At 67.3% G+C, this 23651-nt stretch carries 21 protein-coding genes; 9 read left to right on the forward strand and 12 right to left on the reverse strand.

Annotation, left to right across the window (positions count from 1 at the left end; genetic code table 11):
• Positions 1 to 139 precede the first annotated feature (139 nt).
• Genes BLS66_RS05280 through BLS66_RS05290 form a run of 3 tightly spaced genes read left to right on the forward strand, consistent with a single transcriptional unit; the run spans position 140 to position 1676 of the window.
• Positions 140 to 769, forward strand: coding sequence for a superoxide dismutase (locus BLS66_RS05280; RefSeq protein ID WP_074725333.1), 630 nt, complete (start codon positions 140 to 142; stop codon positions 767 to 769).
• On the forward strand, positions 766 to 1341 hold the full coding sequence (locus tag BLS66_RS05285; protein WP_074725334.1) for a flavin reductase family protein: 576 nt from the start codon (positions 766 to 768) through the stop codon (positions 1339 to 1341). The genes BLS66_RS05280 and BLS66_RS05285 overlap by 4 nt, the downstream gene beginning before the upstream one ends.
• Complete coding sequence (locus BLS66_RS05290; protein ID WP_074725335.1) at positions 1341 to 1676, forward strand: tetratricopeptide repeat protein; 336 nt, start codon at positions 1341 to 1343, stop codon at positions 1674 to 1676. Before BLS66_RS05285 ends, BLS66_RS05290 begins: the two co-directional genes overlap by 1 nt.
• Positions 1677 to 1681: 5 nt before the next feature.
• Here the strand turns inward: BLS66_RS05290 and BLS66_RS05295 are convergent, their stop codons facing one another.
• Both BLS66_RS05295 and BLS66_RS05300 read right to left on the reverse strand, forming a co-directional pair.
• Positions 1682 to 2836, reverse strand: a complete 1155-nt coding sequence (locus tag BLS66_RS05295) for a fatty acid desaturase family protein (protein WP_049465397.1) — start codon at positions 2834 to 2836, stop codon at positions 1682 to 1684.
• An 11-nt stretch (positions 2837 to 2847) separates the two neighbouring features.
• Positions 2848 to 3918: a ferredoxin reductase gene (locus BLS66_RS05300; RefSeq protein ID WP_074725336.1), complete on the reverse strand. Its 1071-nt coding sequence runs from the start codon at positions 3916 to 3918 to the stop codon at positions 2848 to 2850.
• A 92-nt stretch (positions 3919 to 4010) separates the two neighbouring features.
• Here BLS66_RS05300 and fabR point away from each other — a divergent pair, with 92 nt between their 5' ends.
• Positions 4011 to 4667, forward strand: a complete 657-nt coding sequence (gene fabR / locus BLS66_RS05305) for an HTH-type transcriptional repressor FabR (protein ID WP_049465393.1) — start codon at positions 4011 to 4013, stop codon at positions 4665 to 4667.
• Between the two features lie 114 nt (positions 4668 to 4781).
• On the opposite strand, the gene mntR is transcribed toward fabR, so the two are convergent.
• Positions 4782 to 5246 (reverse strand): manganese-binding transcriptional regulator MntR, encoded by a 465-nt coding sequence (gene mntR, locus BLS66_RS05310; RefSeq protein ID WP_049465391.1) that lies wholly within the window; start codon positions 5244 to 5246, stop codon positions 4782 to 4784.
• Positions 5247 to 5362: 116 nt separating this feature from the next.
• Between mntR and BLS66_RS05315 the strand changes: the two genes are divergently transcribed.
• On the forward strand, positions 5363 to 6694 hold the full coding sequence (locus tag BLS66_RS05315) for an Nramp family divalent metal transporter (protein ID WP_074725337.1): 1332 nt from the start codon (positions 5363 to 5365) through the stop codon (positions 6692 to 6694).
• A gap of 119 nt (positions 6695 to 6813) precedes the next feature.
• Here BLS66_RS05315 and BLS66_RS05320 read toward each other — a convergent pair whose 3' ends face one another.
• The 4 genes from BLS66_RS05320 to BLS66_RS05335 form a co-directional block, all read right to left on the reverse strand.
• Positions 6814 to 7140: a thioredoxin family protein gene (locus BLS66_RS05320; RefSeq protein WP_049465388.1), complete on the reverse strand. Its 327-nt coding sequence runs from the start codon at positions 7138 to 7140 to the stop codon at positions 6814 to 6816.
• Positions 7112 to 7579, reverse strand: coding sequence for a flavodoxin (locus tag BLS66_RS05325; RefSeq protein ID WP_057493254.1), 468 nt, complete (start codon positions 7577 to 7579; stop codon positions 7112 to 7114). The genes BLS66_RS05320 and BLS66_RS05325 overlap by 29 nt, the downstream gene beginning before the upstream one ends.
• A 25-nt stretch (positions 7580 to 7604) precedes the next feature.
• Positions 7605 to 8645, reverse strand: a complete 1041-nt coding sequence (locus BLS66_RS05330; protein ID WP_049465385.1) for a ribonucleotide-diphosphate reductase subunit beta — start codon at positions 8643 to 8645, stop codon at positions 7605 to 7607.
• A gap of 147 nt (positions 8646 to 8792) precedes the next feature.
• Positions 8793 to 11105, reverse strand: a complete 2313-nt coding sequence (locus BLS66_RS05335) for a ribonucleoside-diphosphate reductase subunit alpha (RefSeq protein WP_240908406.1) — start codon at positions 11103 to 11105, stop codon at positions 8793 to 8795.
• Positions 11106 to 11587: 482 nt separating this feature from the next.
• Here BLS66_RS05335 and BLS66_RS05340 point away from each other — a divergent pair, with 482 nt between their 5' ends.
• Positions 11588 to 12565: a zinc-binding dehydrogenase gene (locus BLS66_RS05340; protein ID WP_053462989.1), complete on the forward strand. Its 978-nt coding sequence runs from the start codon at positions 11588 to 11590 to the stop codon at positions 12563 to 12565.
• A gap of 201 nt (positions 12566 to 12766) precedes the next feature.
• On the forward strand, positions 12767 to 15394 hold the full coding sequence (locus BLS66_RS05345) for a TonB-dependent receptor (RefSeq protein ID WP_074725339.1): 2628 nt from the start codon (positions 12767 to 12769) through the stop codon (positions 15392 to 15394).
• Positions 15395 to 15693: 299 nt separating this feature from the next.
• On the opposite strand, the gene betT is transcribed toward BLS66_RS05345, so the two are convergent.
• The 4 genes from betT to BLS66_RS05365 form a co-directional block, all read right to left on the reverse strand.
• Positions 15694 to 17673, reverse strand: a complete 1980-nt coding sequence (betT, locus tag BLS66_RS05350) for a choline BCCT transporter BetT (protein ID WP_074725340.1) — start codon at positions 17671 to 17673, stop codon at positions 15694 to 15696.
• A gap of 193 nt (positions 17674 to 17866) precedes the next feature.
• Positions 17867 to 18247, reverse strand: coding sequence for a VOC family protein (locus tag BLS66_RS05355; protein ID WP_074725341.1), 381 nt, complete (start codon positions 18245 to 18247; stop codon positions 17867 to 17869).
• 109 nt (positions 18248 to 18356) lie between these two features.
• Positions 18357 to 18680 carry a DMT family transporter gene (locus BLS66_RS05360; RefSeq protein WP_049469113.1) on the reverse strand — a complete coding sequence of 108 codons (324 nt, stop codon included), beginning with the start codon at positions 18678 to 18680 and terminating at the stop codon, positions 18357 to 18359.
• The gene (locus tag BLS66_RS05365; RefSeq protein WP_074725342.1) at positions 18680 to 19033 is read right to left on the reverse strand and encodes an SMR family transporter; all 354 of its coding nucleotides are present in this window, start codon (positions 19031 to 19033) and stop codon (positions 18680 to 18682) included. The genes BLS66_RS05360 and BLS66_RS05365 overlap by 1 nt, the downstream gene beginning before the upstream one ends.
• 160 nt (positions 19034 to 19193) lie before the next feature.
• Between BLS66_RS05365 and BLS66_RS05370 the strand changes: the two genes are divergently transcribed.
• A complete protein-coding gene (locus BLS66_RS05370; protein WP_074725343.1) occupies positions 19194 to 20045 on the forward strand; it encodes a LysR family transcriptional regulator in 852 nt (283 codons plus the stop codon).
• 450 nt (positions 20046 to 20495) lie between these two features.
• Here BLS66_RS05370 and BLS66_RS05375 read toward each other — a convergent pair whose 3' ends face one another.
• Positions 20496 to 21416, reverse strand: a complete 921-nt coding sequence (locus BLS66_RS05375) for a M14 family metallopeptidase (protein ID WP_049464510.1) — start codon at positions 21414 to 21416, stop codon at positions 20496 to 20498.
• A 131-nt stretch (positions 21417 to 21547) separates the two neighbouring features.
• On the opposite strand from BLS66_RS05375, the gene BLS66_RS05380 reads away from it, so the two are divergent.
• Positions 21548 to 23629, forward strand: coding sequence for a TonB-dependent receptor family protein (locus BLS66_RS05380; protein ID WP_074725344.1), 2082 nt, complete (start codon positions 21548 to 21550; stop codon positions 23627 to 23629).
• Positions 23630 to 23651 lie beyond the last annotated feature (22 nt).

Raw genomic sequence — 23651 nt, forward strand, 5'->3', positions numbered from 1 at the left:
CGAGTCGGGTTGCCGGCCAGCGGCCGGCACTACCACGCCTCGATGTCCATCGGTTCTGCTCTTGACCTCAACCATTGTTGAGGTGCGATAACGATCTCCGCGCGGCCAGCCCCTGGCCTTTCCCATGGAGATTGTTTCGATGTCGTACTCGCTTCCCCCGCTCTCCTACGCCTACGACGCCCTTGAGCCGCATTTCGATGCGCGCACGATGGAGATCCATCACGGCAAGCACCACCAGACCTACGTCAACAACCTCAATGCCGCCATCGAGCAGGCCGGCATCGCCGAGCAGCCGGTCGACGTGCTGATCGCCAACCTCGACGCCGTGCCCGAGCCGCAGCGTGGCGCGGTCCGCAACAACGGCGGTGGCCACGCCAACCACAGCCTGTTCTGGACCGTGCTCAGCGCCCACGGTGGTGCACCCGATGAGGAACTGGCCGCGGCCATCGACCGTGATCTTGGTGGCTTCGCTGCCTTCAAGGACGCCTTCAGCAAGGCCGCGCAGACCCGCTTCGGCAGCGGCTGGGCCTGGCTGACCAGCGATCGCGATGGCCGCCTGCAGGTCGAAAGCAGCGCCAACCAGGACAGCCCGCTGATGGGTGCAGCCGTCGGCCTGTCCGGCAACACCCCGATCCTCGCACTGGACGTCTGGGAACACGCCTACTACCTGCACTACCAGAACCGTCGCCCGGACTACATCGGCGCGTTCTTCAACATCATCAACTGGGCCGAGGTCGGCCGGCGCTACCGCCAGGCCAGGGCCTCATGAGCGGCGAGACACTGCCGTACGCCGGGCCGTGGGCGGGGGTGTTCCCCGCCCCGGCCCCGGTGCCGTCGGTCGAGATGCCGCCGCGCGCCCTGCGGCGGCTGCTCGGTCACTTTCCGACCGGCGTGGCCATCGTCTGCACGCGCGATGCGCAGGGCAAACCCATCGGCCTGACCATCAATTCGTTCGTACCGGTCTCGCTGCAACCGCCCCTGGTGCTGTGGAACCTGGCGTTGCATGCACAGAGTCTGTCCACCTTCCAGCGTGCCCGCCGCTTTGCGATCAGCGTGCTGGCGGCCGACCAGGAAGCGCTGGCCCGGCGCTTCGCCGATCCGCAAGTCCGCAATCGCTTCGACGGCCTGGCATTGCTGGATGACGACGACGACGCCCCACCCCGCATCGCCGGTGCCGTGGTCCATCTCACCTGTACCCGCCACGCACAGTGGCCGGTGGGCGATCACCTGCTGCTGGCCGGCCGCATCATCGACGTGCACGAGAACGGCGGTGCGCCACTGCTGTTCCATCGTGGCCGCTTCCAGCCGGGACCGACCGAACTGATGGTGGAGGTCCGCTGATGGACATCGAAGCATTGGAATGCATGCTCGCCGCCGGCAAGGACGGCGCGCTGCTGCGCTTCGGGCTGGGCAAGGGCTGGCTGGATGCCGGCAATCCGGTGCGCGCGGCCACCCATCTGGGTCACTGCGTGGTGCTTGATCCGCAGTACTCGGCGGCGTGGAAGCTGCTCGGCAAGGCGTGGTTGGCCAGCGGCCAGCCGCAGGCGGCGCGCGAAGCGTGGCAGCGCGGGCTGCGCGTGGCCGGCAGCAAGGGCGACCAGCAGGCACGCAGGGAAATGCAGGTGTTTCTGCGACGCCTGGACCGCGAGCAGGCGGACCTGGCGAACGCGGGCTGAGCCGATCAGCCCGCGTTGGCCGATGCCGGTGCCGGTGCCGACATGATGTCGGCCATCGGCAGGCGGCGCGGCTTGCTCGGGAACGCGTGGCGCAGGATGCGCCACACCACCTGGCCGAACTGGCGCGGCAGCGAGCCGTTGTTGTAGTGCTGGCCGTAGCGGCGGCAGATGTCCTTCACTTCCTTGGCGATGGCCGCGTAGCGGTTGGCTGGCAGGTCCGGGTAGAAGTGGTGCTCGATCTGGTGGCTGAGGTTGCCCGACAGTACGTTGATCAGGAAGCCGCCGCTGATGTTGGACGAACCGCGCAGCTGGCGCAGGTACCAGTGCCCGCGCGACTCATTGCGCAGGCATTCCTTCGGGAAGGTCTCCGATTCGGCGGTGAAGTGGCCGCAGAAGATGATCACGTAGGTCCAGATGTTGCGCAGGCCGTTGGCCACCAGGTTGCCCAGCATCACGGTGAGGAAGAACGGGCCGGCCAGCAGCGGGAAGAACACGTAGTCCTTCAGCACCTGGCGCAGCATCTTGCGCGCCACCGGTCGCGTCTGCAGCCACATCGCACGGGCGCTCATGCGGCCCTTGAACCAGCGGCCCAGGCGCAGGTCCTGCGCGGCCACGCCCCACTGGAACAGCAGTGCGAAGATCGGCGCGATGATCGGCTGCAGCAGGTAGAACGGCTTCCAGCGCTGCTCCGGGAAGATGCGCAGCAGGCCATAACCGATGTCATCGTCCATGCCACGCACGTTGGTGTAGGTGTGGTGGCGGAAATTGTGGGTCTTGCGCCAGTTGTCGGCGGTGGCCACGATGTCCCACTCATAGGTATTGCCGTTGAGCTTGGGGTCGCCGGTCCAGTCGAACTGGCCGTGCATCACGTTGTGGCCCAGCTCCATGTTCTCCAGGATCTTCGACAGCGCCAGCAGCAGTGTGCCGGTGATCGCGGCCGGCCACAGCAGCGGCATCCAGAACAGCGGCGAGAACGCCGCCAGGAACAGCAGGCCACGGCCACCCACGCCGAACCAGCGCACGGCGGCAGCCACGCGGCGGATGTAGCGGGTATCGGAGGCGCCGAGGCTGCCGATCACACGGTCGCGGATCGCGTCGAGTTCCTCGCCGAAGGCATGCATCTCGGCAGTACTCAGGGCACGGTCGGTAGCGCGGGTCATGGCAGGCGTCCTCAGAGATCCAGGGTCAGGTCGGTGGTCGGTGCGCTCACGCAGATCCGCACCGGCTGTGCCGATTCGGACTGCAGGTCGCCGGTGCGCAGGTGGCGCGTGGCGCCACTGACGCGGTCACAACTGCAGGTATTGCAGATGCCCATGCGGCAGCCATGCTTGGGCTTGATGCCATGGGCTTCCAGGCTTTCCAGCAGCGAACGGCCACGCGGCACGCTCAGCTGGCGGCCACTGCGCGCCAGCGTCAGCGACACCTCGCCCTCGCTGCTGGCGTCACGCAGCGGCGCTGGCGGGGTAAAGGCCTCGGCCTGGAAACCGGCCACCTGGTGCGCCAGGCGTTGGCGCGCGGCGGCGACGAAGCCGTCCGGACCGCACGCCAGCACATGGCGCTGCGCCAGCGGCGTGTCATCGCCGGTTACCTGCAGGTCGTGGCGATCAATGCGCGCGGCAGGTACATCGCCTTCGCGGGTGGTCAGCAGGTGCACGCGCAGGTTCGGCTGGCGCGCGGCCAGTGCCTGCAGCTCATCACGGAACTGCAGGTGGGCGGCACGGCGCTCCCAATAGAACAGGTCCACGGGCGCGGCCAGCGGGCGCTGGCAGGCCTCGCGCAGCAGGCTGCGCATCGGCGTGATGCCACTGCCGGCAGCCAGCAGCAGCACCGGCGCCGCCGTCGGCAACTGGAATTCACCGAACGCAGCCTCCAGCCGGAACAGCTCGCCCGGTTGCGCATGCTTGACCAGATGCTGGCTGACCCGACCGCCATCGACGGCCTTGACGGTGATCGCCAGCTCGCGCGGCCCCAGGACGGTGGGACTGTAGCTGCGCTGGCACAGGCGCCCGTCAAGCTCCACGCCCAGGGTGACGTGCTGGCCGGCGCGCATGCCGGCCCAGTGCCGGTTGGTGCGCAGGACCAGCGTCGCCGCGCCCTCACCGGCCGGCTCGCGCCGCACCAGGCGGGCCACTGGCTCGCGCAGGGTCCACAGGGGATTGAGCTGGCCCGCCCAGAAATCGAACAGCGACGGCGAGACCCAGCGGTATGGAGAAAACAGGGACGGACGGACGACAGCGCTCATGGGCGAACTATACGGGCGCACATACACCTGTGTATACACGTGTATATTCAACCGGATTGGGTATGATTCAGCCTCGCCCCACCGGAACCCCCATGGCCGCCGCCACCGCCTTGTCGACGCATGAAGATGCCAACAGCCCGGCCCGCCGTACGGTGAGCCGCGAAGACCTGCTGGCCGCCGCCCTGAAACTGATCGGCCCGCACCGCAGCCTGTCCACGCTCAGCCTGCGCGAAGTGGCACGTGAGGCCGGCATCGCGCCGAACAGCTTCTACCGGCAGTTCCGCGACATGGACGAACTGGCCGTGGCGCTGATCGACGCCGCTGGCCGCTCGCTGCGCACCATCATCGGCGAGGCCCGCCAGCGCGCCACCTCCACCGCCACCAGCGTGGTGCGGGTCTCGGTGGAGACCTTCATGGAGCAGCTGCGCGCCGACGACAAGCTGCTGCACGTGCTGCTGCGCGAAGGCGCGGTCGGCTCGGACGACTTCAAGCACGCGGTCGAACGCGAGCTGCACTATTTCGAAGAAGAGCTGCAGCACGACCTGGTGCGCCTGGCCGCGCTGGACGGTGCCGTGCTGCATGCCCCCGAACTGGTGGCCAAGGCCATCACCCGGCTGGTGTTCGCGATGGGGGCCACCGCCATGGACCTGCCGCCGGAGAAGGACCCGGAGCTGATCGAACAGATCTCCACGATGATCCGCATGATCATCGTCGGCGCCCGCACGCCCGCCGCATTCCGCCGCGGCTGACAATCGGCCGCCGGGGCCGGATCCCTTTCCACAGGGAAGGGCCCTGACCCCGACCTCCCGCCCACACCGCACTTCCAACCGCAGGCCGTGCGTGGCGCGGCGTCAGCGGTCTGCTCAGCCGCCCTCGGCCTTGCGTACGAACGCCTCGAACAACGCCAGCGTCTGCTCGCTCACGTGATGCTCGATGCCCTCGGCATCGCGGCGTGCGGTATCGGCGTCCACGCCCAGCGCCAGCAGGAAACGCTCCACGGTCTGGTGGCGCTGGCGGCTGGCATGCGCCAGCGCCTCGCCTTCCGGGGTCAGGAACACGCCACGGTACGGCCGCTGCACCACCCAGCCGTCGCGGGCCAGCCGCCGCAGCATCTTCGCCACAGTGGGCTGGGCCACCCCCAGGCGGGTGGCGATGTCGACCTGGCGGGCCTCGCCGCCGTCGGCCAGCAGGTCCGAAATCAGCTCGACATAGTCCTCCACCAGCTCCATCCGGTGCGCCTCGCGTACTTGCCGGAAGCTCTCGACCTGGCGCTCGGCCTCGATCAAGGGGGTGCTCTTCAGCGATGTCGAATCATCGGTCTTGCCCACGCGTGCGCCTGTCCTTCCGGTGTGATCCAGGGTTGAAGCTGAATTCTGGACCAGTCACACCTTAAAGACGATTGTTTCACATTGCTAATGACTATAGCCGGAGCTATATTAAGCCCATGGATACCCTGGCGCCCCGCGACCCTTCGGCCACCACCCCGGCCAGCCTGGGTGCGCTCAACGCCTCGGTCGCAGTGCCCGACAAGGGCCACTGGTGGTTCCGCCTGATGGCCTTCCTTGGCCCGGGCTACATGATCTCGGTCGGCTACATGGACCCGGGCAACTGGGCCACCGACCTCGCCGGCGGTTCGCGCTTCGGCTACCTGCTGCTGTCGGTCATCCTGATCTCCAACCTGATGGCGGTGATCCTGCAGGCGCTGTCGGCGCGGCTCGGCATCGCCACCGGCATGGACCTGGCGCAGGCCTGCCGCGCCCGTTACCCCAAGCCGGTGAACCTGGCGCTGTGGGCGCTGTGCGAGGCGGCGATCATCGCCTGCGACCTGGCCGAGGTAATCGGCACCGCGATCGCGTTGAAGCTGCTGTTCGATCTGCCACTGCTGTGGGGCGCGGTGATCACTGCGCTCGATACGCTGCTGGTGCTGCTGCTGATGAACCGCGGCTTCCGTGCGCTGGAAGCGTTCGTGATCGCGCTGCTGATGGTGATCTTCGCCTGCTTCGTGGTGCAGATCGCGATGGCCGCGCCACCGGTGATGGCGGTACTGGGCGGCTTCATTCCGCGCGCGCAGGTGGTGACCGATCCGCACGCGCTGTACATCGCCATCGGCATCATCGGTGCCACGGTGATGCCGCACAATCTGTACCTGCATTCGTCGATCGTGCAGACCCGCGCCTACCCGCGTACGGATGAAGGTCGCCGCAGCGCGCTGCGCTGGGCGGTGACTGACAGCACGATTGCGCTGACATTGGCATTGTTCATCAACGCCAGCATCCTGATCCTGGCCGCGGCCGTGTTCCATGCCAATGGCCGTTTCGACGTGGAAGACATCGAGCAGGCGCACCAGTTGCTGGCACCGATGCTGGGCGTGGGCGCGGCGGCGACCTTGTTCGCGGTGGCGCTGCTGGCGTCGGGCCTGAATTCGACAGTCACCGCGACGCTGGCCGGCCAGATCGTGATGGAAGGCTTCCTGCACCTGCGAATGCCGCCGTGGCTGCGTCGGCTGATCACGCGCGCACTGGCGATCATCCCGGTGGTGGTGGTGATCGTGCTGTTCGGCGACCAGGGCGCGGTGAAGCTGCTGGTGCTGAGCCAGGTGGTGCTGTCGATGCAGCTGCCCTTCGCGATCATCCCGCTGGTACGGATCGTGACCGACAAGGTGACGATGGGGGCGCTGGTGGCGCCACGCTGGCTGGGTGCGGTCGCCTGGGTGATCGCGCTGGTGATCGTGGCGTTGAACGTGAAGCTGCTGGTCGACACGTTCACCGGCGCCTGACGCCAATTGCCGGGGTCGGTCCTGCCCCAGTGGATCCACGCCATGCGTGGATGCCTTTACACGTTGTGGGGGTCAGAGCCCTTGCCTCTGGCAAGGGCTCTGACCCCGCCCGGTCCGCGCTACAGATGCAACGCGATCGCGGCCTCGATCTGCTGCGGCGACTGGAACCCGGCCAAGCGCGTGCGTTCGTCGCCATCACGGAACAGCGACAGCGTCGGCGTCTGCCGCAGCCCCAACTCCCTGAAAAACGCCTCGCCCAGCACTTCCAGCTGTACGCGCAGCAGGGTCGTGCCCTGCCCCGCTGTGCTGTTGGCCACCCGGTGCAGCGACATTTCCAGCATCCGGCAGCCCGGGCACTGGTCCTTGTGGAAGTCCACGAGCACCCGCGGGTGCTCGGCCAGCAACTGCTGGAACTGCTCAGGCGTGGTGGCGTCGATGATCTGCATCGTTGTTGCTCCGGTAATGGGCCAGGACCGCATCGGTCCAGGCATCGATGGCTGCGGCATGGCGCGCGCCATGCGGCATCTGTTCGATCTCCAGCGGCGGGTAGTCGCTGCGGAAATAGCGGATCAGGCGATGCACGGCGCCGCAGTAGTACTCCTGCCCCCACTGGGTTTCGCCGGTACCGAACACCGCCAGCTGCCGGGGGTGCTCGCCACGCTCGGCAATGCCAGCCACCCACGCCTTCATCTCCGCCGGCGTGCGGCCGGCGTTGTCGGTCCAGCAGCCCAGCAGCACCAGATCGGCCTCGTCAGCGGCCAGCGGCGGTGCCTGGCGCAGGTCGTCGGCCTCGTGCCAGTGCACTGCATGCCCGGCGGCGCGGCAGCGCTCGGCAATCTGCCGGCCCAGCTCGCGGGTGTTGCCGCTCAACGAGGCGACCACCATCAGGATGCTGAGTGCCGCGCCGGACTCAGAGGTCGTCGAAGCCGTTGTCGACGTTGGTCTTCTTGTAACTTGCATTGCGCATCTCGAAGAAGTCGGTCTTGGTCTCGGTGAAGTTGTCGGCGTAGGCCTTGATCCACGGCATCACGTTGTCGGTGGTCTCGCTGTACAGCCGTTCGATGCCGAGCATGCCGGCCATCTTGTTGGCGCGGTACTTCACGTAGCGCGTCATTTCCTCCACATCGATGCCGTCGATGCCGTCCAGTACTTCCGACGACCACTGGGTTTCCAGTTCGATGGCGTGTTCGAACGCCTGGTGCACATAGTCGGTCAGCTCGTGGGTCTGCAACGCCGGGTTCTCGCCGATGATGGCGCGGATCAGCTCGCTGATGAACTTGGTATGGGCCAGCTCGTCGCGGTTGATGAAGCTGATGATCTTGCCGGTGCCGGTCATGCGGTTCTGCCGCACCAGGTTATAGAAGTAGGCGAAGCCGGAATAGAAGTTGATGCCTTCCAGGATCGAGGACTGGATCAACGACCTGAGCAGCGTCTCGGCAGTCTTCTCGCGCATGAAATCGTCATACGCCCCCATGATCGGCGCGTTGCGCTTGATGATGGTCGGGTGGGTACGGGCGATCTCGAAAATGCGGTTCTGGTTCGGCAGGTCGGTGATCGAGGCCAGCACGTAGCTGTAGCTCTCGTTGTGGATCACTTCCTGCTGGCCGATGATCGCGGCGTTGGCATGCGCGGCCGGGTCGGTGATGTACTCGGCCACGTTGTAGATGAAGCGCGTCTGCGGTGAATCGAGCGTGGCCAGCAGGCCGATGATCGCGTCGTAGGCATTCTTCTCGCGGCCGGACAGCTCGCCGTACTGGCGCGCGTCGGCCTTCATGTCGACTTCGTCGGGGATCCAGAAGTTGGTCGACAGCTCCTTGTAGGCCCGATAGAACGACGGGTACGGGATGTCATTCCAGTTCAGGATGCCGCTGGTGCGGCCGTTGATGATGCCGGTGCTGCGGTTGGGATGGCGCGGTTCGAGGATCTTGATGCGGTCGAGGGGGGTTGCCATGGGTTTCTGCCTTCGTTCTCTTTCCATCGTGTTGCCGGCCAGCGGCCGGCACTACCGTGGGTTGCGGTGTTGCCGGCCGGCGGCCGGCACTAGCGTGGGTTGCGGTGCTGCCGGCCAGCGGCCGGCACTACCGTAGGTTGCCGGCGGTCAGCTGGCGCACCACTCGCATTCGCTGATGTCGATGTCGTTGGAGCGCACGTAATAGGTGGTTTTCAGGCCTTGGCGCCAGGCGCTGAGGTGCAGCTCGAGCAGCGTGCTGGCGCGGATCGTGCTGGGCACGTACAGGTTGAAGCTGATCGACTGGTCGACATGGCGCTGGCGGCGCGCGTTCTGGCGCACGCTGGCGAACTGGTCGACCTTGTAGGCGCCCTTCTCGTAGTACGGCCAGGTCTCCAACGACAGCCCCGGCGCCGCCACCGGCCGCCGGAAGTCCTTCTTCTCCTCGTAGTAGAACGCGCTGTAGATCGGGTCGATCGAGGCGGTGGAACCGGCGATCTGCGCGGTGCTCATGTTCGGCGCCACCGCCAGCAGCCAGCCGTTGCGCAGGCCGTGCGTGGCCACCTCGTGGGCCAGGCTGTCCCACGCGGCACCGCTGTAGTCGCGGTCGCGGAAGTAGCGGCCGTTGTGCCAGTCGCTGCCGGCGAACATCGGGTAGCTGTCCTTCTCCTTCGCCAGTTGCGCACTGGCCTGGATGGTCAGGAAATTGATGCGCTCATACAGGCGGTCGGCCAGTTGTTCGGCCTCCGGTGAATCCCACTGGATCGCCTGCTGCGCCAGCAGGTGGTGCCAACCGAAGGTGCCCAGTCCGATCGCGCGGTACTTGCGGTTGGTGATCGTGGCCTGGGGCACCGGCAGCGCGTTGAGGTCGATCACGTTGTCGAGCATGCGCACCTGGATCGGGATCAGGCGCTCCAGCACATCGGTGGCCAGCAGGTCATCCGGCGCACGGATCGCGCGGCCGAGGTTGATCGAAGACAGGTTGCAGACCACGAAGTCGCCGGCACGCCGGGTCGTGACGATCTGGTCGCCGCTGACGATCTCCTGGATCATCCGCGTCGGGCTCATGTTCTGCAGGATCTCGGTGCACAGGTTGCTGGAATAGATCATGCCGGCGTGCTTGTTCGGATTCCTGCGATTGACCTCGTCGCGGTAGAACAGGAACGGGTTGCCGGTCTCCAGCTGGCTGAGCATGATCCGCTTGAACAGATCGATGGCCTTCACCGTGCGGCGGCTGATGCGCTCATCGGCCACCAGCTCGGCGTAGCGGTCGCGGAAGCTGCCCGAACCGCGGTTTTCGTCATAGACGTCCTGCAGGTACCAACCCTTGGCCTGCTTCACTTCGTGCGGGTCGAACAGGTACCAGTCGGCACGGCGCTCGACCGCCTCCATGAACAGGTCGGGCACGCACACCGAGGTGAACACATCGTGCGCGCGCAGGCGTTGGTCACCGTTGTTCAGTCGCAGGTCCAGGAACGCTTCGATGTCGCGGTGCCAGATGTCCAGGTACACCGCCACCGCGCCCTTGCGCTGGCCGAGCTGATCAACCGACACCGCGGTGTTGTTGAGCTGCTTGATCCACGGCACCACGCCGCCGGAGGAGTTGGGCACGCCGCGGATCGGTGCGCCGCTGCTGCGCACGTAGCCCAGGTAGGCACCCACGCCGCCGCCGTGCTTGGACACGCGGGCGATATCGGTGTTGGAGTCATAGATGCCCTGCAGGCTGTCGTCCACCGTATCGATGAAGCAGCTGGACAGCTGGCCGCCCACCTTGCCGGCGTTGGCCAGGGTCGGCGTGGCCACCGTCATGTACAGGTTGGACAATGCCCAGTACGCCTCGCCGACCAGCTGCATGCGCCGCTCGCGCGGCTTCTCTTCCTGCATGAGATACAGCGCGATGGTCAGCCAGCGCTCCTGCGGCAGTTCGTAGACTTCGCGGCTGCGGTCGCTGGCCAGGTAGCGCGTGGCCAACAGGTACAGGCCGTTGTAGGCGAACAGGCGGTCGCGCTCCGGGTCGATCATCTCGCCGGCCTGCTGCAGCTCTTCCTTCGAATAGCAGCGCAGGATGTCGTTGCTGTAGATGCCGCGGTCAGCCAGGCTTTCCTGCAGGCCCACGTAGGAGCCGTACTTCAGGCTGACATCGTAGAAGCGATTGCGGCTGGCACGCTTGTACAGGCGGCGCAGGTAGATGCGCGCGGCGAACTGCTCCCACTCCGGCGCGACCAGGTCCACCCGCGATTCAGCCTCACGGATCAACAGATCGACCAGATCATCGGCAGTGATGCTCGGCTTGCGCTCGACCATCGCCTGCACCACGCGGCGGTAGTCGCTCACATCCAGCTGCGGGAACTCGGCATGCACGGCATCGATGCTGCGCTGCAGGCGCGCGGCGTCGAACGGCAGGCGGCGATTGCCGGCCTCCTTGGTGATCCAGGTCGGCACGCGCTCGCCGCCAGCGCGCATGGCGTCGCCGGCGCCGGCCAGATCGGCCGCGCGGTAGGTGTTGTCGGTCATGGTCCTGCGTCTCCAGGCTCGCACGCACTGCGGCGTCGATGCCGTGGCAGCCCTGCACGCGATACCGGCGCTCGGGGCGATCGGGGTGGGATGCCAAAGCGCGGGAACACCAGGTCGTCGGCAAGTGCCTGCGCCTGCGGCCGGTATCCGGGCCGTGGGGGCGACCTGTGTCCGCGCGATGGCGGCCGCGTCGACACGGCAAGCCTTCAGGGGCGGGCCGCGGGACGTTTGCTGCATGTCCGGCGGCGGCGGCTGACCGGGAGTGACGGCCACAACATAGTGGGGATACTTCCAACCGTCAACACAAGATGCGGTAATCACGACATGCCGCGACGATCCGTCGCAGGATGCCGTGTTGCACCCGCAGCACCTTGTCGACGCGGCGCACGTCCCCAGTTCGGTACAACATCACTTTCTCCGGAACCTCGCTCATGCGCGCTGCCCAGTACCCCTCGTTCGGCGATCCGGCCGACGTCCTTGCCATCGCCGATGCCGCCCTGCCCGAGCCCGGCCCCGGCGAGGTGCGCATCCGCACTGTGCTGGCCTCGATCCACAACCACGACCTACTGACCGTGCGCGGGCTGTATGGCTACAAGCCGACGCTGCCGGCGATTGGCGGCAGCGAAGCACTGGGCGTGGTCGACGCACTGGGCGACGGCGTCGACGGCCTGCAGATCGGCCAACGCGTCGCCGCCGCATCGGTGCACGGCACCTGGGCCGAGGCGTTCGTCGCACCGGCCCGCATGGTGATCCCGATGCCGGAAGCGATCCCGGACGAAACCGCTGCACAGCTGATCGCCATGCCGCTGAGCGCATTGATGCTGCTGGAATTCCTGCACGTCGAGCCGGGCCAGTGGATCGTGCAGAACACTGCCAACGGCGCGGTGGGCAAGTCGCTGGCGATGCTGGCGCGGGCGCGCGGCGTGCACGTGGCCAACCTGGTGCGCAATGCCGATGCGGTCGCGCAGCTGCAGGCGCTGGGCATCGATCATGTGTTCGACACCTCGGTGGACGGCTGGAAGGATCGTGTGCGTGCAGCGACCGGCGAAGCGCAGGCGGCGGCCGCGGTGGATTCCATCGGTGGCGACGCCAGCGGTGACCTGGTCGACCTGCTCGGCCACCACGGCACGCTGGTCTCGTTCGGTGTGATGAGCGGCGAACCGATGCGCATCCCGGCCGGCGGCCTGATCTACAAGGAGGCCACGGTGAAGGGCTTCTGGGGCAGCAAGGTCAGCCAGGCGATGGCGGTGGAAGACAAGCGCCGGCTGGTGGGTGAGCTGCTCAAGCGTGCGGCCAGCGGCGAACTGACCTTGCCGGTGGAGAAGATCTTCGCGCTGGACGACATCGCCCAGGCGGCGAAGGCCGGCGCCGGTTCGGGCCGCAACGGCAAGGTGCTGCTGCGGCCTTGAGGATCGGACAACCGGGGTCAGATCCCTTTCCGTTGCAAAGGGATCTGACCCGCGCGAGCGGGTGCGCGTCAGAGCTCCGCGGCCCTTGCACCGTTCGTTAAGAACCTGTGATGTATAACTGAATGCGCTTTCGTCATTGGAAGGCGTACTTGCCTGCATGCGGTACTGACGGCTCCTCCCCCGTTCGGCGTTGTCGCTTCCATGTACCGCACCACCCTGAACCTGCTTGCCGGCGCGATCGCGCTGGGCCTCACCGCCGGCGCTGCCGGCGCCGCTGAAACCGCCGACTCCGGCAAGGACAGCACCACCCTGGGCACCGTGCTGGTGACCGGCTCCAACATCAAGCGCAGCGACACCGCCGGGCCGAATCCGGTGCAGATCGTCAGCCGCGAACAGATCGAGCAGACCGGTCGCTCCACCCTCACCGACGTGCTGCGCAACCTGTCGGCCAATGCCGGCAACAGCTTCGACGAGCAGTACACCGGCAGCTTCGCCGCCGGCTCGGCTTCGATCGGCCTGCGTGGCCTGTCGCCGAAGAACACGCTGGTGCTGGTCAACGGCTATCGCGTGTCCAACTTCGGCTTCGCGCTCAACACGCAGGACACCTTCGTCGACCTCAACGCGCTGCCGATCAGCGCGGTTGAACGCATCGAAGTGCTGAAGGATGGGGCCTCGGCGGTGTACGGTTCCGATGCCATTGCCGGCGTCATCAACATCATCCTGCGCAGGAACTTCCAGGGCCTGGAAGTCGGCGGTGGTTTCGGTGCCGCCACCCAGGGCGGCCTGGACGAACGCAAGGCCAACCTGCTGGCCGGCTTCGGTGACCTCGAACAGCAGGGTTGGAACGTGCTGTTCGGGCTGGACCTGCTCAAGCGTGATCGGCTTGATGCAGACCAGCGCGCCTATACCCGCAGCGGCGATTTCCGCGACAGGCCCGGTGGCCGCCTGGCCGGCTGGTCCACCGCCGGTGGCAACTGGCTGTCCAATCCGCGCGCACCGCAGCCGTTCGCCAACTGCCCGGACGGCAGCCAGTTGCGCCCCTACAGCGATTTCGGCAGCACCCTGCCCGGCCAGGCCTGTGCCTTCAACGCGCAGCCGTTCAAGACCCTGCAGCCCGGCGCCGAGCGCCTGCAGGCATCGTTGAGCGCGACCTACCGCTTCAATGACAGCGTCGAGGCCTTCGCCGACGTGCTGTACAGCCACAACAAGGCCGACCAGATCTTCAGCGCGCCGCTGACCGTGGGCCCGGGCCTGCGCGCGTACAACCCGGCCACCGGCACGCTGATCGACGTGCCGGCGGTGCTGCCGGTCGGCCACCCGAACAACCCCGGCAGCACGCCGCTGCCGTTCGAGTACACCTTCTTCGATCTGGGCCCGCGCCTGAAGGACAACACGCAGGTGTTCTACCGCGCCCTGGCCGGCGTGCGCGGCAGCGGCGAACGCTGGGACTGGGAAGTGGCAGCGCTGACCTCGCAGAGCGCGCAGCGCGAATACGTCGACAATTTCGTCAACCGCTACGCGTTCGAACAGATCCTGCGCGATGGCAGCTACAACTTCCTCAACCCGTCCAGCACGCCGGGTGCGCTGGATGCACTGCGCCTGCAGACCAAGCGCCCGGGTTGGTACAGGCTGCACTCCTTGAACGTGAAGGCCTCGACCTCGCTGTGGGAACTGCCGGCTGGTGCGGTCGGCTTCGCCTGGGGCGCCGAGTTCCGCAAGGAGTCGCTGGACGCGCGTACCAGTGCACAGGTGCTGTCGGGCACCGAACTGCGCCCGGCGATCAACGTGGTCAACGGCGAACGCCAGGTCAGCGCCGCCTACGCCGAGCTGAGCGTGCCGCTGCACCGCACGCTGGAACTGCAGGTGGCCGGCCGCGGCGACCACTACGACGATTTCGGCAACGCGTTCTCGCCGAAGGTGGCGCTGCGCTGGCAGCCGCTGGACAGCCTGCTGCTGCGCGGCTCGTTCTCGCGCGGCTTCCGCGCACCGTCGCTGCCGGAAATCGCACCGGGCCAGACCATCAGCTACGGCTCGGTGATCGATCCGCTGGACCCGCTGCAGCCCGGCGGCAGCCGTGGCGTGACCAACATCCGCACCGGCAACCCGGACCTGAAGGCCGAACGCTCGCGCAACTTCAACGTGGGCGCGATGTGGTCGCCGGACGGCGATACCAGCATCGGCCTGGACTGGTACCGCATCGAGCAGGACAACCTGGTCAAGCCGGACAGCGCGCAGTTCATCGTCGACAATCCGGCGCTGTTCCCCGGCCGCGTGCAGCGTGATGCACAGGGGCGCATCCAGTTCATCACCAACCAGTACGCCAATCAGGGCGAGCTGACCACCTCCGGACTGGACCTGGAGGCCAATCGCAGCTTCCGCACCGAGGGCTGGGGCACCTTCACCGTCGCCGGCAGCTGGACCCATCTGCTCAGTTTCAAGCAGCCGCTGGTGGCCGGCCAGGCGCCCTATGACGGGGCCGGCAACAACCGCCACGGCGCGCTGCCACGCACCCGCGGCACCACGTCGCTGAACTGGGCGGTGGGCGACTGGAGCAGCACGCTGAGCCTGCAGTACGTGAGCGGTTACGACCAGCGCGTGGCGACGGCCACCAGCAATCCGGGCCTGCGCGACCGCGTCAAGCCGTACCACCAGCTGGACCTGTACGTGGCGTATGAAGGCATCGCCAACACCACGCTGTCGTTGTCGGTGCTGAACCTGACCGACAAGGACCCGCCGTTCGATCCGGCCGGTGGCTCCAACGGTTTCGACATCAGCCAGTACAACCTGCGCGGGCAGTTCGTTTCGCTGGGGGCGCGCTACCGGTTCTGATGCACCAACGGGGCGGCGGTGAAGCGCCGCCCCGTCCGCGTTGCCGGCCAGCGGCCGGCACTACCATCAACGTGCATCACCGGCTCAGGTGCAGGAACTGCAGGTGCCGTTCGTACTGGCTGATGATGTCGTTGATGATCTGCTTGCGGCTGTAGCCGACCAGGTCATAGTCCTGGCTCCGCCCTGTCCGCAGTAGAGTCGACTGTCAGTCGACTCGCGCGCGAAGCGCGGGCCATTCGATGTCCGCAAGCAGGAGCAGTCGACTAACAGTCGACTCTACCCATCCAGGCGTTCCTGCATCACCGGCTCAGGTGCAGGAACTGCAGGTGCCGTTCGTACTGGCTGATGATGTCGTTGATGATCTGCTTGCGGCTGTAGCCGACCAGGTCATAGTCCTGGCTGCCTTCGAACAGGTGCACTTCAGCGCGGTAGTAGCGCTGGTTGCGCAGCTGCTGGGCGGCGAACGACGGGGTCAGGTAGCCGCTCAGGATCACCCGGTACAGGAAGTCCTGCTGCTCGCCGTGGTTCACCGTCAGCTCCATGTCGCCGGCCTCGAAGCGGGTGGCCACGTCCCAGCCCTGCCCGCGCAGCTGTTCGGCCACCGCCTCCATCGCCGGCTTCACCGTGTCGTCCATGAAGCGGTAGACCTGGTCGCGCACCGGGAAGTGCATGGCCTGGCTCAGGCGCTGGCGCCAGCCCTGGTGGTGGCGGTCGTCGCCGATCAGCGGCGAGGGCCGGTACTGCAGCGCGCGCTTGCGGTGCGATTCATCACTGAAGGCGCGGGTCAGGCCCCACATCATCAGCAGCAGCACCGCCGAGAACGGCAGCGACGCCAGTACCACCGCGGATTTGAGCGCGTCGATGCTGCCGGCCAGCAGCAGCCCGGCGGTCAGCACGGCGATCACCGTGCCCCAGAACACGCGCAGCCAACGCGGGCCATCGTCCTCCGGTGCACCGCCGTGCGAGGACAGCGTGGACAACACCACCGCCCCCGAGTCGGCCGAGGTCACGAAGAAGATGAAGCTGACCAGCACCGTCACCGCGATCACCGTGCGGCTCCACGGGTAGCTGTCCAGCAGTGCATACAGCACCGTCGGCGGATCATTCACCGCCAGCTGTGCCAGCTGCTGCTGGCCGTGGTGCAGTACCTGGTCCAGCGCGCTGTTGCCGAAGATCGACAGCCAGGCCAGGGTGAAGCCCAGCGGGATGAGCAGCACGCCGAACACGAATTCGCGGATGGTGCGGCCACGCGAGATGCGCGCGATGAACAGGCCGACGAACGGCGCCCAGCCGATCCACCAGGCCCAGTAGAACACTGTCCAGCCGCCCAGCCATTCCGGCCGGCCACCGTAGGCGTACACGTCGAAGCTCTTGCTGACCACGCTGCCCAGATAGTCGCCCAGGTTCTGCATCAGCGTACTCAGCAGGTACTGGGTAGGGCCGGCGCACAGCATGAACAGCACCAGCGCGATCGCCAGCAGCATGTTGATGTTGGCCATCCAGCGCACGCCCTTCTCCACGCCTGATACCGCCACGGCCACCGCCGCGCCCATCATGCTGACCACCAGGATGATCTGCACCAGGTTGGAGTGCGGGATGTTGAACAGGTGCGACAGGCCCGCATTGAGGTGCAGCACGCCGAAGCCCATGTCGGCGCCGATGCCGAACACGGTGGCGACGATGCCCAGCGCATCCACGGTGTAGCCGATCGGGCCGTTGATGCGCTTGCCGATCAGCGGATAGAGCGCCGAGCGCAGTGCCAGCGGCAGGTTGTGGCGGTAGGCGAAGTAGGCCATCGCCATTGCTGCGAGCGCGAACACGCCCCAGCCGTGCAGGCCCCAGTGCAGGAACAGCAGCTGCATGGCCTGGCGCGCGCCGGCCTCGCCCGCCGCCGGGTCGCCCTGCGGCGGCTGCAGGTAATGGGTCAGCGGTTCGGATACGCAGAAGAAGAACAGGGTGATGCTGATGCCAGCGGCGAACAGCATGCCGGCCCACGAGAGATAGCTGAACTCCGGCTCGTCATGGTCGGCGCCGAGCTTGATGCCACCGTACTTGGACAGCGCCACGCCGACCACAAACACCAGGTACAGGGTCATCGCGAGCAGGTAGTACCAGCCGACATTCAGGGCGGCCCAGTCCTGGGCCTGCAGCAGCAGGCGGCCCGCACCGAGCGGATACAGGCTGACAAACAGCGCGAACGCCACGACAACGATCGCCGCGAAGGCGAACACAGGCCGAAGGGTGCGCACCGGGGATTGTTGCGGCTCCAGTACATCCATGGGGCGGCGTTCTCCGGTAGATCAAAGGGTTAGCCGACCAATTCTGGCTGAACCGCAGTGGACGGCGCATGAAGTCGCGGCCTGCCTGCATCAGCCAGCCCCGCATTTCCGTGCTATCACGCGCGCGCCGGCACGCTTGTTTCGGGTTTGACCGCACGCGCCGGAACAGACCCGGACCGCGCGCGCCATCCCATCACGACAGGGCGTGCACTGCACACAGCTTGTTGCCATCCGGATCGCGCAGGTAGGCCAGGAACAGCTCGCGACCAGCCATGGTGCGGACGCCCGCCGGGTCTTCAATGGCGGTGCCGCCGTGGGCCACGCCCGCATCCTGCCAACCACGCACGGCCTCGGCACTGCCAAGGCTGAAGCCGATGGTGCCACCGTTGGCACGACACGCCGGTTGCCCGTCGATCGGCGCGGTCACGCCGAACATCCGCCCATCCTTGAAGTACAGCAGCCGGCCCTTCTCGTCGAACACGCCCGGGCGTGCCCCCATCGCGGCGAACAGGGCGTCGTAGAAGCGGCGCGCGGCATCCATGTCGTTCGTTCCGACGGTGATGTGGCTGAACATGCGGGCACTCCATGTGGAAAACCGCAGTGTCGATGAGCGCAGGTGACTTCGCAAATCGCGCACCGGTGCCGCCATGCTCGCGAGCCGCCACGCGCGAAAGGACCCGGTGCTACTTGGCGGTGCTGAGCAGCAGCACCGCCGCGGTGACCAGGGCGATGCCAACCCAGCCGATCGGGCGCAGGCGGTTGCCGAACAACAGGCGACCGCAGCTGGCCGTACCGATCACGCCGATCGCGCCCCACAGCGCGTACGCAGTGGCCAGGTCCATGTAGCACACGGCCTGGCCAAGCAGGGCGAAGGCGATCCAGACCAGGACGATCGCAGCGACGCCCCAGCGCCAGCGGCGGAAGCCCTCCGACTTGGCCACCATCATGTTGGCGGCGACGTCGATCAGCGCCGAACAGATCACGAAAAACAGGGCCAGGGTATTCATCAGTGCGCCTCCCCAAGGGTGACGCAGACGATGCCGACCACCGCCAGCACCAGGCCGGCCGGCTGCTGCAGCGACAGGCTCTCGCCGAAGACGGTGAGGCCGACCACGGTCAGCAGGGTCAGGCCGAGGCCTTCCCACACCGCGTACGCCACGCCCACCGCGATGCGGCGCACCGACTGCGCCAGGAAGAAATAGGACAGCGCCAGCGCGCCGGCCATGATCAGATAACCGGCCCAGCCGCCATCGCGGGCGGCGTGGGCCATGAACGAGGTGCCGACCACCTCGGCGATGATCGCCACGGTCAGGCAGGCCCAGGCGACCAGTGCGCCACGGGCGGGAACGGTACGGGACATGTGAAACTCCTTGCGGGGCGGGCATCGCGCACCGCCTTCGGTAGATCCACGCCGTGCGTGGATGATCTCGAGCGCGGTGCAGACACCGCTGATGGAGATCAGTATCATCGTCTTTTACGGTGGTATCAAAATAGATTCCATCGACTGGAGCGATGGATCAATGCCCTACTCCCCAGAATCCCTGCAGGCCTTCGTGGAAGCCGCCGCGCTGGGCTCGTTCTCGGCTGCGGCGCGACGGCTGCGCAAGACCCAGTCCACGGTCAGCACCGCCATCGCCCACCTGGAGGCCGACCTGGGCGTGAGCCTGTTCGACCGCAGCGGGCGCTACCCGCAGCTGACCGAAGCCGGGCGCCAGGTGCTGGGTCATGCGCAGGAAATCCTGGCTGCCGATGCGCGCCTGCAGCAGTTGAGCGTGCGCCTGGCCGCACCGGTCGAGTCGCGCCTGACCGTGGTGTTTTCCGATGTCTACCAGCTCGATCCAGAGCAGCGGATCCTGCAGCGCTTCGCCGAGGCGTTCCCGGAGATCGAACTGGAATGGCTGGATGCCGAGGGTGAGGACGTGCTGGAACTGGTCGGCAGTGGTCGCGCCGGGCTGGGCCTGCTGCCCAGGCAGGAGCGCTATCCCGATGGGCTGGTGGCGCGACCGCTGGCCCACCACAGCGAACTGTCGGTGTACGTGGCGCGCGACCATCCGCTGGCCAGCGCCGGGCGTCGCGCCGCCGCACAGCTGGCGCGGCATCGGCAGGTGCGCCTGAGCGCGGAAGTCGATCCTTCCCGCGTGATCACCGGCCTGGCCTGGACCGCCACCGACTACCTGATGGTGATGGAGATGGCCGAGGACGGCATTGGCTGGGCCGAGCTGCCGCGGGCGCTGGTGCAGCGCTATGACCGCGGGCGCCTGGTGGAACTGGCGCTGCCCGGCTGGCCGCGGCGCATCCACAGCGACCTGCTGTGGCGCCGCGACACGCCGCCGGGACCGGCTGCCCTATGGTGGGCCGACGCACTGGGGTGAGGTAGTGCCGGCCGCTGGCCGGCAATCCCGGTCTCGCGTGGGTGCCGGCCAGCGGCCGGCACTACCGGTCAACGATGGGCGATCGCATCATCCAGCGCCGCGGCACGCCGCCGGAACCGGCCGCCCTAGGGGGGGGCCGACGCATTGGGGTGAGGTAGTGCCGGCCGCTGGCCGGCAATCCGGTCTCGCGTGGTTGCCGGCCAGCGGCCGGCACTACCGGTCAACGATGGGCGAGCGCATCATCCAGCGCCGCGGCACGCCGCCGGAACCGGCCGCCCCAGGGTGGGCCGACGCATTGGGGGGAGGTAGTGCCGGCCGCTGGCCGGCAATCCTGGTCAACGATGGGCGAGCGCGTAACCCAGCGCCGCGGCACACCGCCGGAACCGACCGCCCCAGGGTGGGCCGAGGCATCGGGGTGAGGTCGTGCCGGCCGCTGGCCGGCAATCCCGGTCAACGATGGGCGAGCGCGTAATCCAGCGCCGCGCACACCGCCGCCACCTGTGCGTCGTTGCACTGCTGCGGGGTCGCCCGTGGGCTGTCCGGGTAGACCTCGGTGGTGGTGGTGAACTTCGCACCGGTGATGCCCGCGCACAGTCCGAGCTTCACCAGCGGATACTCGATCACGCCGTGGGCGATCACCGGCGAACCGATGATCTCGCCTTTGTCATCGGCCGGGGCGATATGGGTGACCTTCTCCACGGCGGCGATGACCGTCTGCTGGAAGGCCGGCTGCGGGTTCTCGCTGTCATCCACCAGGTAGAAGCCATCGGGGATCAGGCCCGGCTCGAACGGCTTGCCGTCACGGGCGGCCAGCGCCGGGCGGAACTCGCTCTCGTCGCTGTCGGTGGTCTCGTGCAGGTCGATGTGCAGCACGAACTGGCCCTTGTACGGCGCGATCAGGTCGATGACCGCAGTTGATTCACGCGCAGGGCCATCGGTACGGAAGTTGCGGTTCGGGTCGATCGCATCGAAGTTCCAGCGGTTGATGCGCTCAAAGCCCCACGGATTCACGCACGGCGCCACCAGCAGGTTGGCCTTCCCGGCATAGTCGGCAGCGTGCTTTTCGAGGAACTCCAGCGCGCCCATCACGCCACTGGTCTCATAGCCGTGCACGCCACCGGTGACCAGGGCGGCCGGCAGCGCCGGGTTCCAGTCGCGGCTGCGCAGGGCGAACAACGTATAGGTCTCGCCAGCGTAGTCGAGCTGGCCGTAGGCCACCTTGTCGAAGCGCGAGGCCAGCGCGTCGATGCGCGGCAGCACCTCGTCGTCATAGCGACGCAGGCGCTGCTGGCGGCTCCGCCACGCCTCCCGTTCCGCTGCGCCCCACGGCTGGCCAGGGGTTCCGACGGGGTAGAAGGCGGCTTGGGACATGGCAGATCTCGGCGGTCAGGAAAGCAGTCGCGCACTTTACCACCGGGGCATCGGCATGACCCGGCAGCGCATTCCCTTGCACAACGGAATCGGCAATAATTCTCATTTACGACCTTCCGCAGCCCGAACCGATGCCCTTCCACGCCCTGCAACCGGCCCGCCTGCCGCTGGCCGCCGCCCTCGCCCTGTGCCTGTTCCCGGCTGCTGCCGCCTTCGCGCAGGACAGCGCCACCACGCTGGACAGCATCCAGGTTTCCGGCAGCTGGCTGGGCACCGGCCTGCACGACAGCGTCAAGCGCTTCGCTGGCGCACGCACGGTGGTCGACCGCCAGCGCATCGAGGCCAGCGGCGCGGCCAGCATCGGCGACGCCATGCGACGCATCCCCGGCGTGCAGGTCACCGACAACTCCGGCACGGCCGGCAGTTCGGTGTCGCTGAACATCGGCGTGCGCGGCCTGACCGGGCGCTACTCGCCGCGCTCGACCGTGCTGCTGGATGGCGTACCGCTGGCGGTGGCGCCCTATGGCCAACCACAGCTGTCGTTCGCACCGACCAGCCTGTCCAACATCGACTCGATCGACGTGGTGCGTGGCGGCGGCGCGGTGCGTTACGGCCCGCAGAACGTGGGCGGCATCATCAACTTCAGCACCCGCGCCATTCCGACCGACGCAGGCCTGCACGGCGAAGTCGGCGCGCGCTACACCGCCCATGACCATGGCGGCGGTGACAGCACCCAGTACAACATCTTCCTCGGCGGCACCGGTGACAACGGCCTGGGTGCGGCCCTGCTGTACTCCGGCCAGGATGGGCGTGGCTGGCGCCAGGGCAGCGATGACCGCTTCAACGACCTCGCACTGAAGTTCGCTTACGCGATCGACGAACAGCAGGAGCTGCGCGCCAAGCTCTCCTACTACGACGTGCGTTCACTGACCCCGGGCGGCCTGACCCGTGCGCAGTACGAGGCCGACCCGTTCCAGAACACCCGCCCCACCGATTTCTGGAAGGGCCACCGCACCGGCATCGACCTGGGCTACACCAACACGCTGTCGGCCAACAGCGAGTTCGAGGTGCTGGCCTATTACAACGAAAGCAGCCGCGCCAGCTCGTTGATCAACGCCGCCAACACCCAGCTGACCGTGCAGCCGCGTGACTACCGCGTGCTCGGCATCGAGCCGCGCTACACCCAGCGCCTGCACTGGGGTGCCAGCGTGCACGACATCACCGCCGGCTACCGCTTCCTGCGCGAACGTGGCAACGACCGCAGCTACACCGTCACCCGCCGCACCGGCGTGGCCAGTGCCACCACCCGCTTCGACAACGCCACCGATGCCCATGCGTTCTACATCGACGACCGCATCGCGATCGGCCCGTGGCGGATCACCCCGGGCGTGCGCATGGAATGGATCGACATGGACCGTCGCCAGGCCGGCGGCGGCGCCACCTTCAGCAGCCGCAACGACAAGGCCCTGCCCTCGCTCAGCATCGCCTACCTGCTGACCCCGCAGCTGACCTTGTTCGGCAACTACACCACCTCGTTCGGGCCGGTGCAGAACATCCAGCTCAACTCGCAGACCGCCCGCAATCCGCTGAACCCGGAAGTGGCAAACACCGCCGAGCTGGGTGCGCGCTGGCAGGACGGCGCACTGCGCGCGGAGGTGACCGTGTTCAAGATGCGCTTCGACAACCAGATCCTGCAGGTGCCGGGCATCACCCCACCGACCTTCCAGAACATCGGCGCCACCGACCACAAGGGCGTGGAAAGCGCGCTGGAGTACCACTTCGCCGAGGACAGTGCGCTGGCCGGGCTGGAGCTGTACGCCAACTACACCTGGACCCAGGCGATCCAGCAGTCCGGTGACAACCGTGGCCTGGACGTGCCGTTCTACGCGCGCGACACCGACAGTGTCGGCGCCCGCTATGCGCTGGCCGGATGGACCTTCAATGTCTCCAGCACCCACCAGAGCGGCCAGTTCTCCGATGCGGCCAACACCTGGGACGAAAGCGCCGATGCGCGCGTGGGCCGCGTGCCGGGCGTGCGCCTGTGGAACGCGCAGGTGGCCTGGCAGGTACCGGGCCTGGGCGACAGCGAGATCGCACTGGGCGTGAACAACCTGGCCGACACGCGCTGGTACACCCGCAACGTCGATGGCAACGCCGGCCGCATGGTGGCCGCGCCGCGCACCTTCTACGTGCAGGGCCGCTACCGCTTCTGACGCGGTAACCGCCCGATGCAGT

Origin of the sequence: Stenotrophomonas pavanii (assembly GCF_900101175.1) — a bacterium.
In the GTDB taxonomy this organism is placed as follows: Bacteria; Pseudomonadota; Gammaproteobacteria; order Xanthomonadales; family Xanthomonadaceae; genus Stenotrophomonas; species Stenotrophomonas pavanii.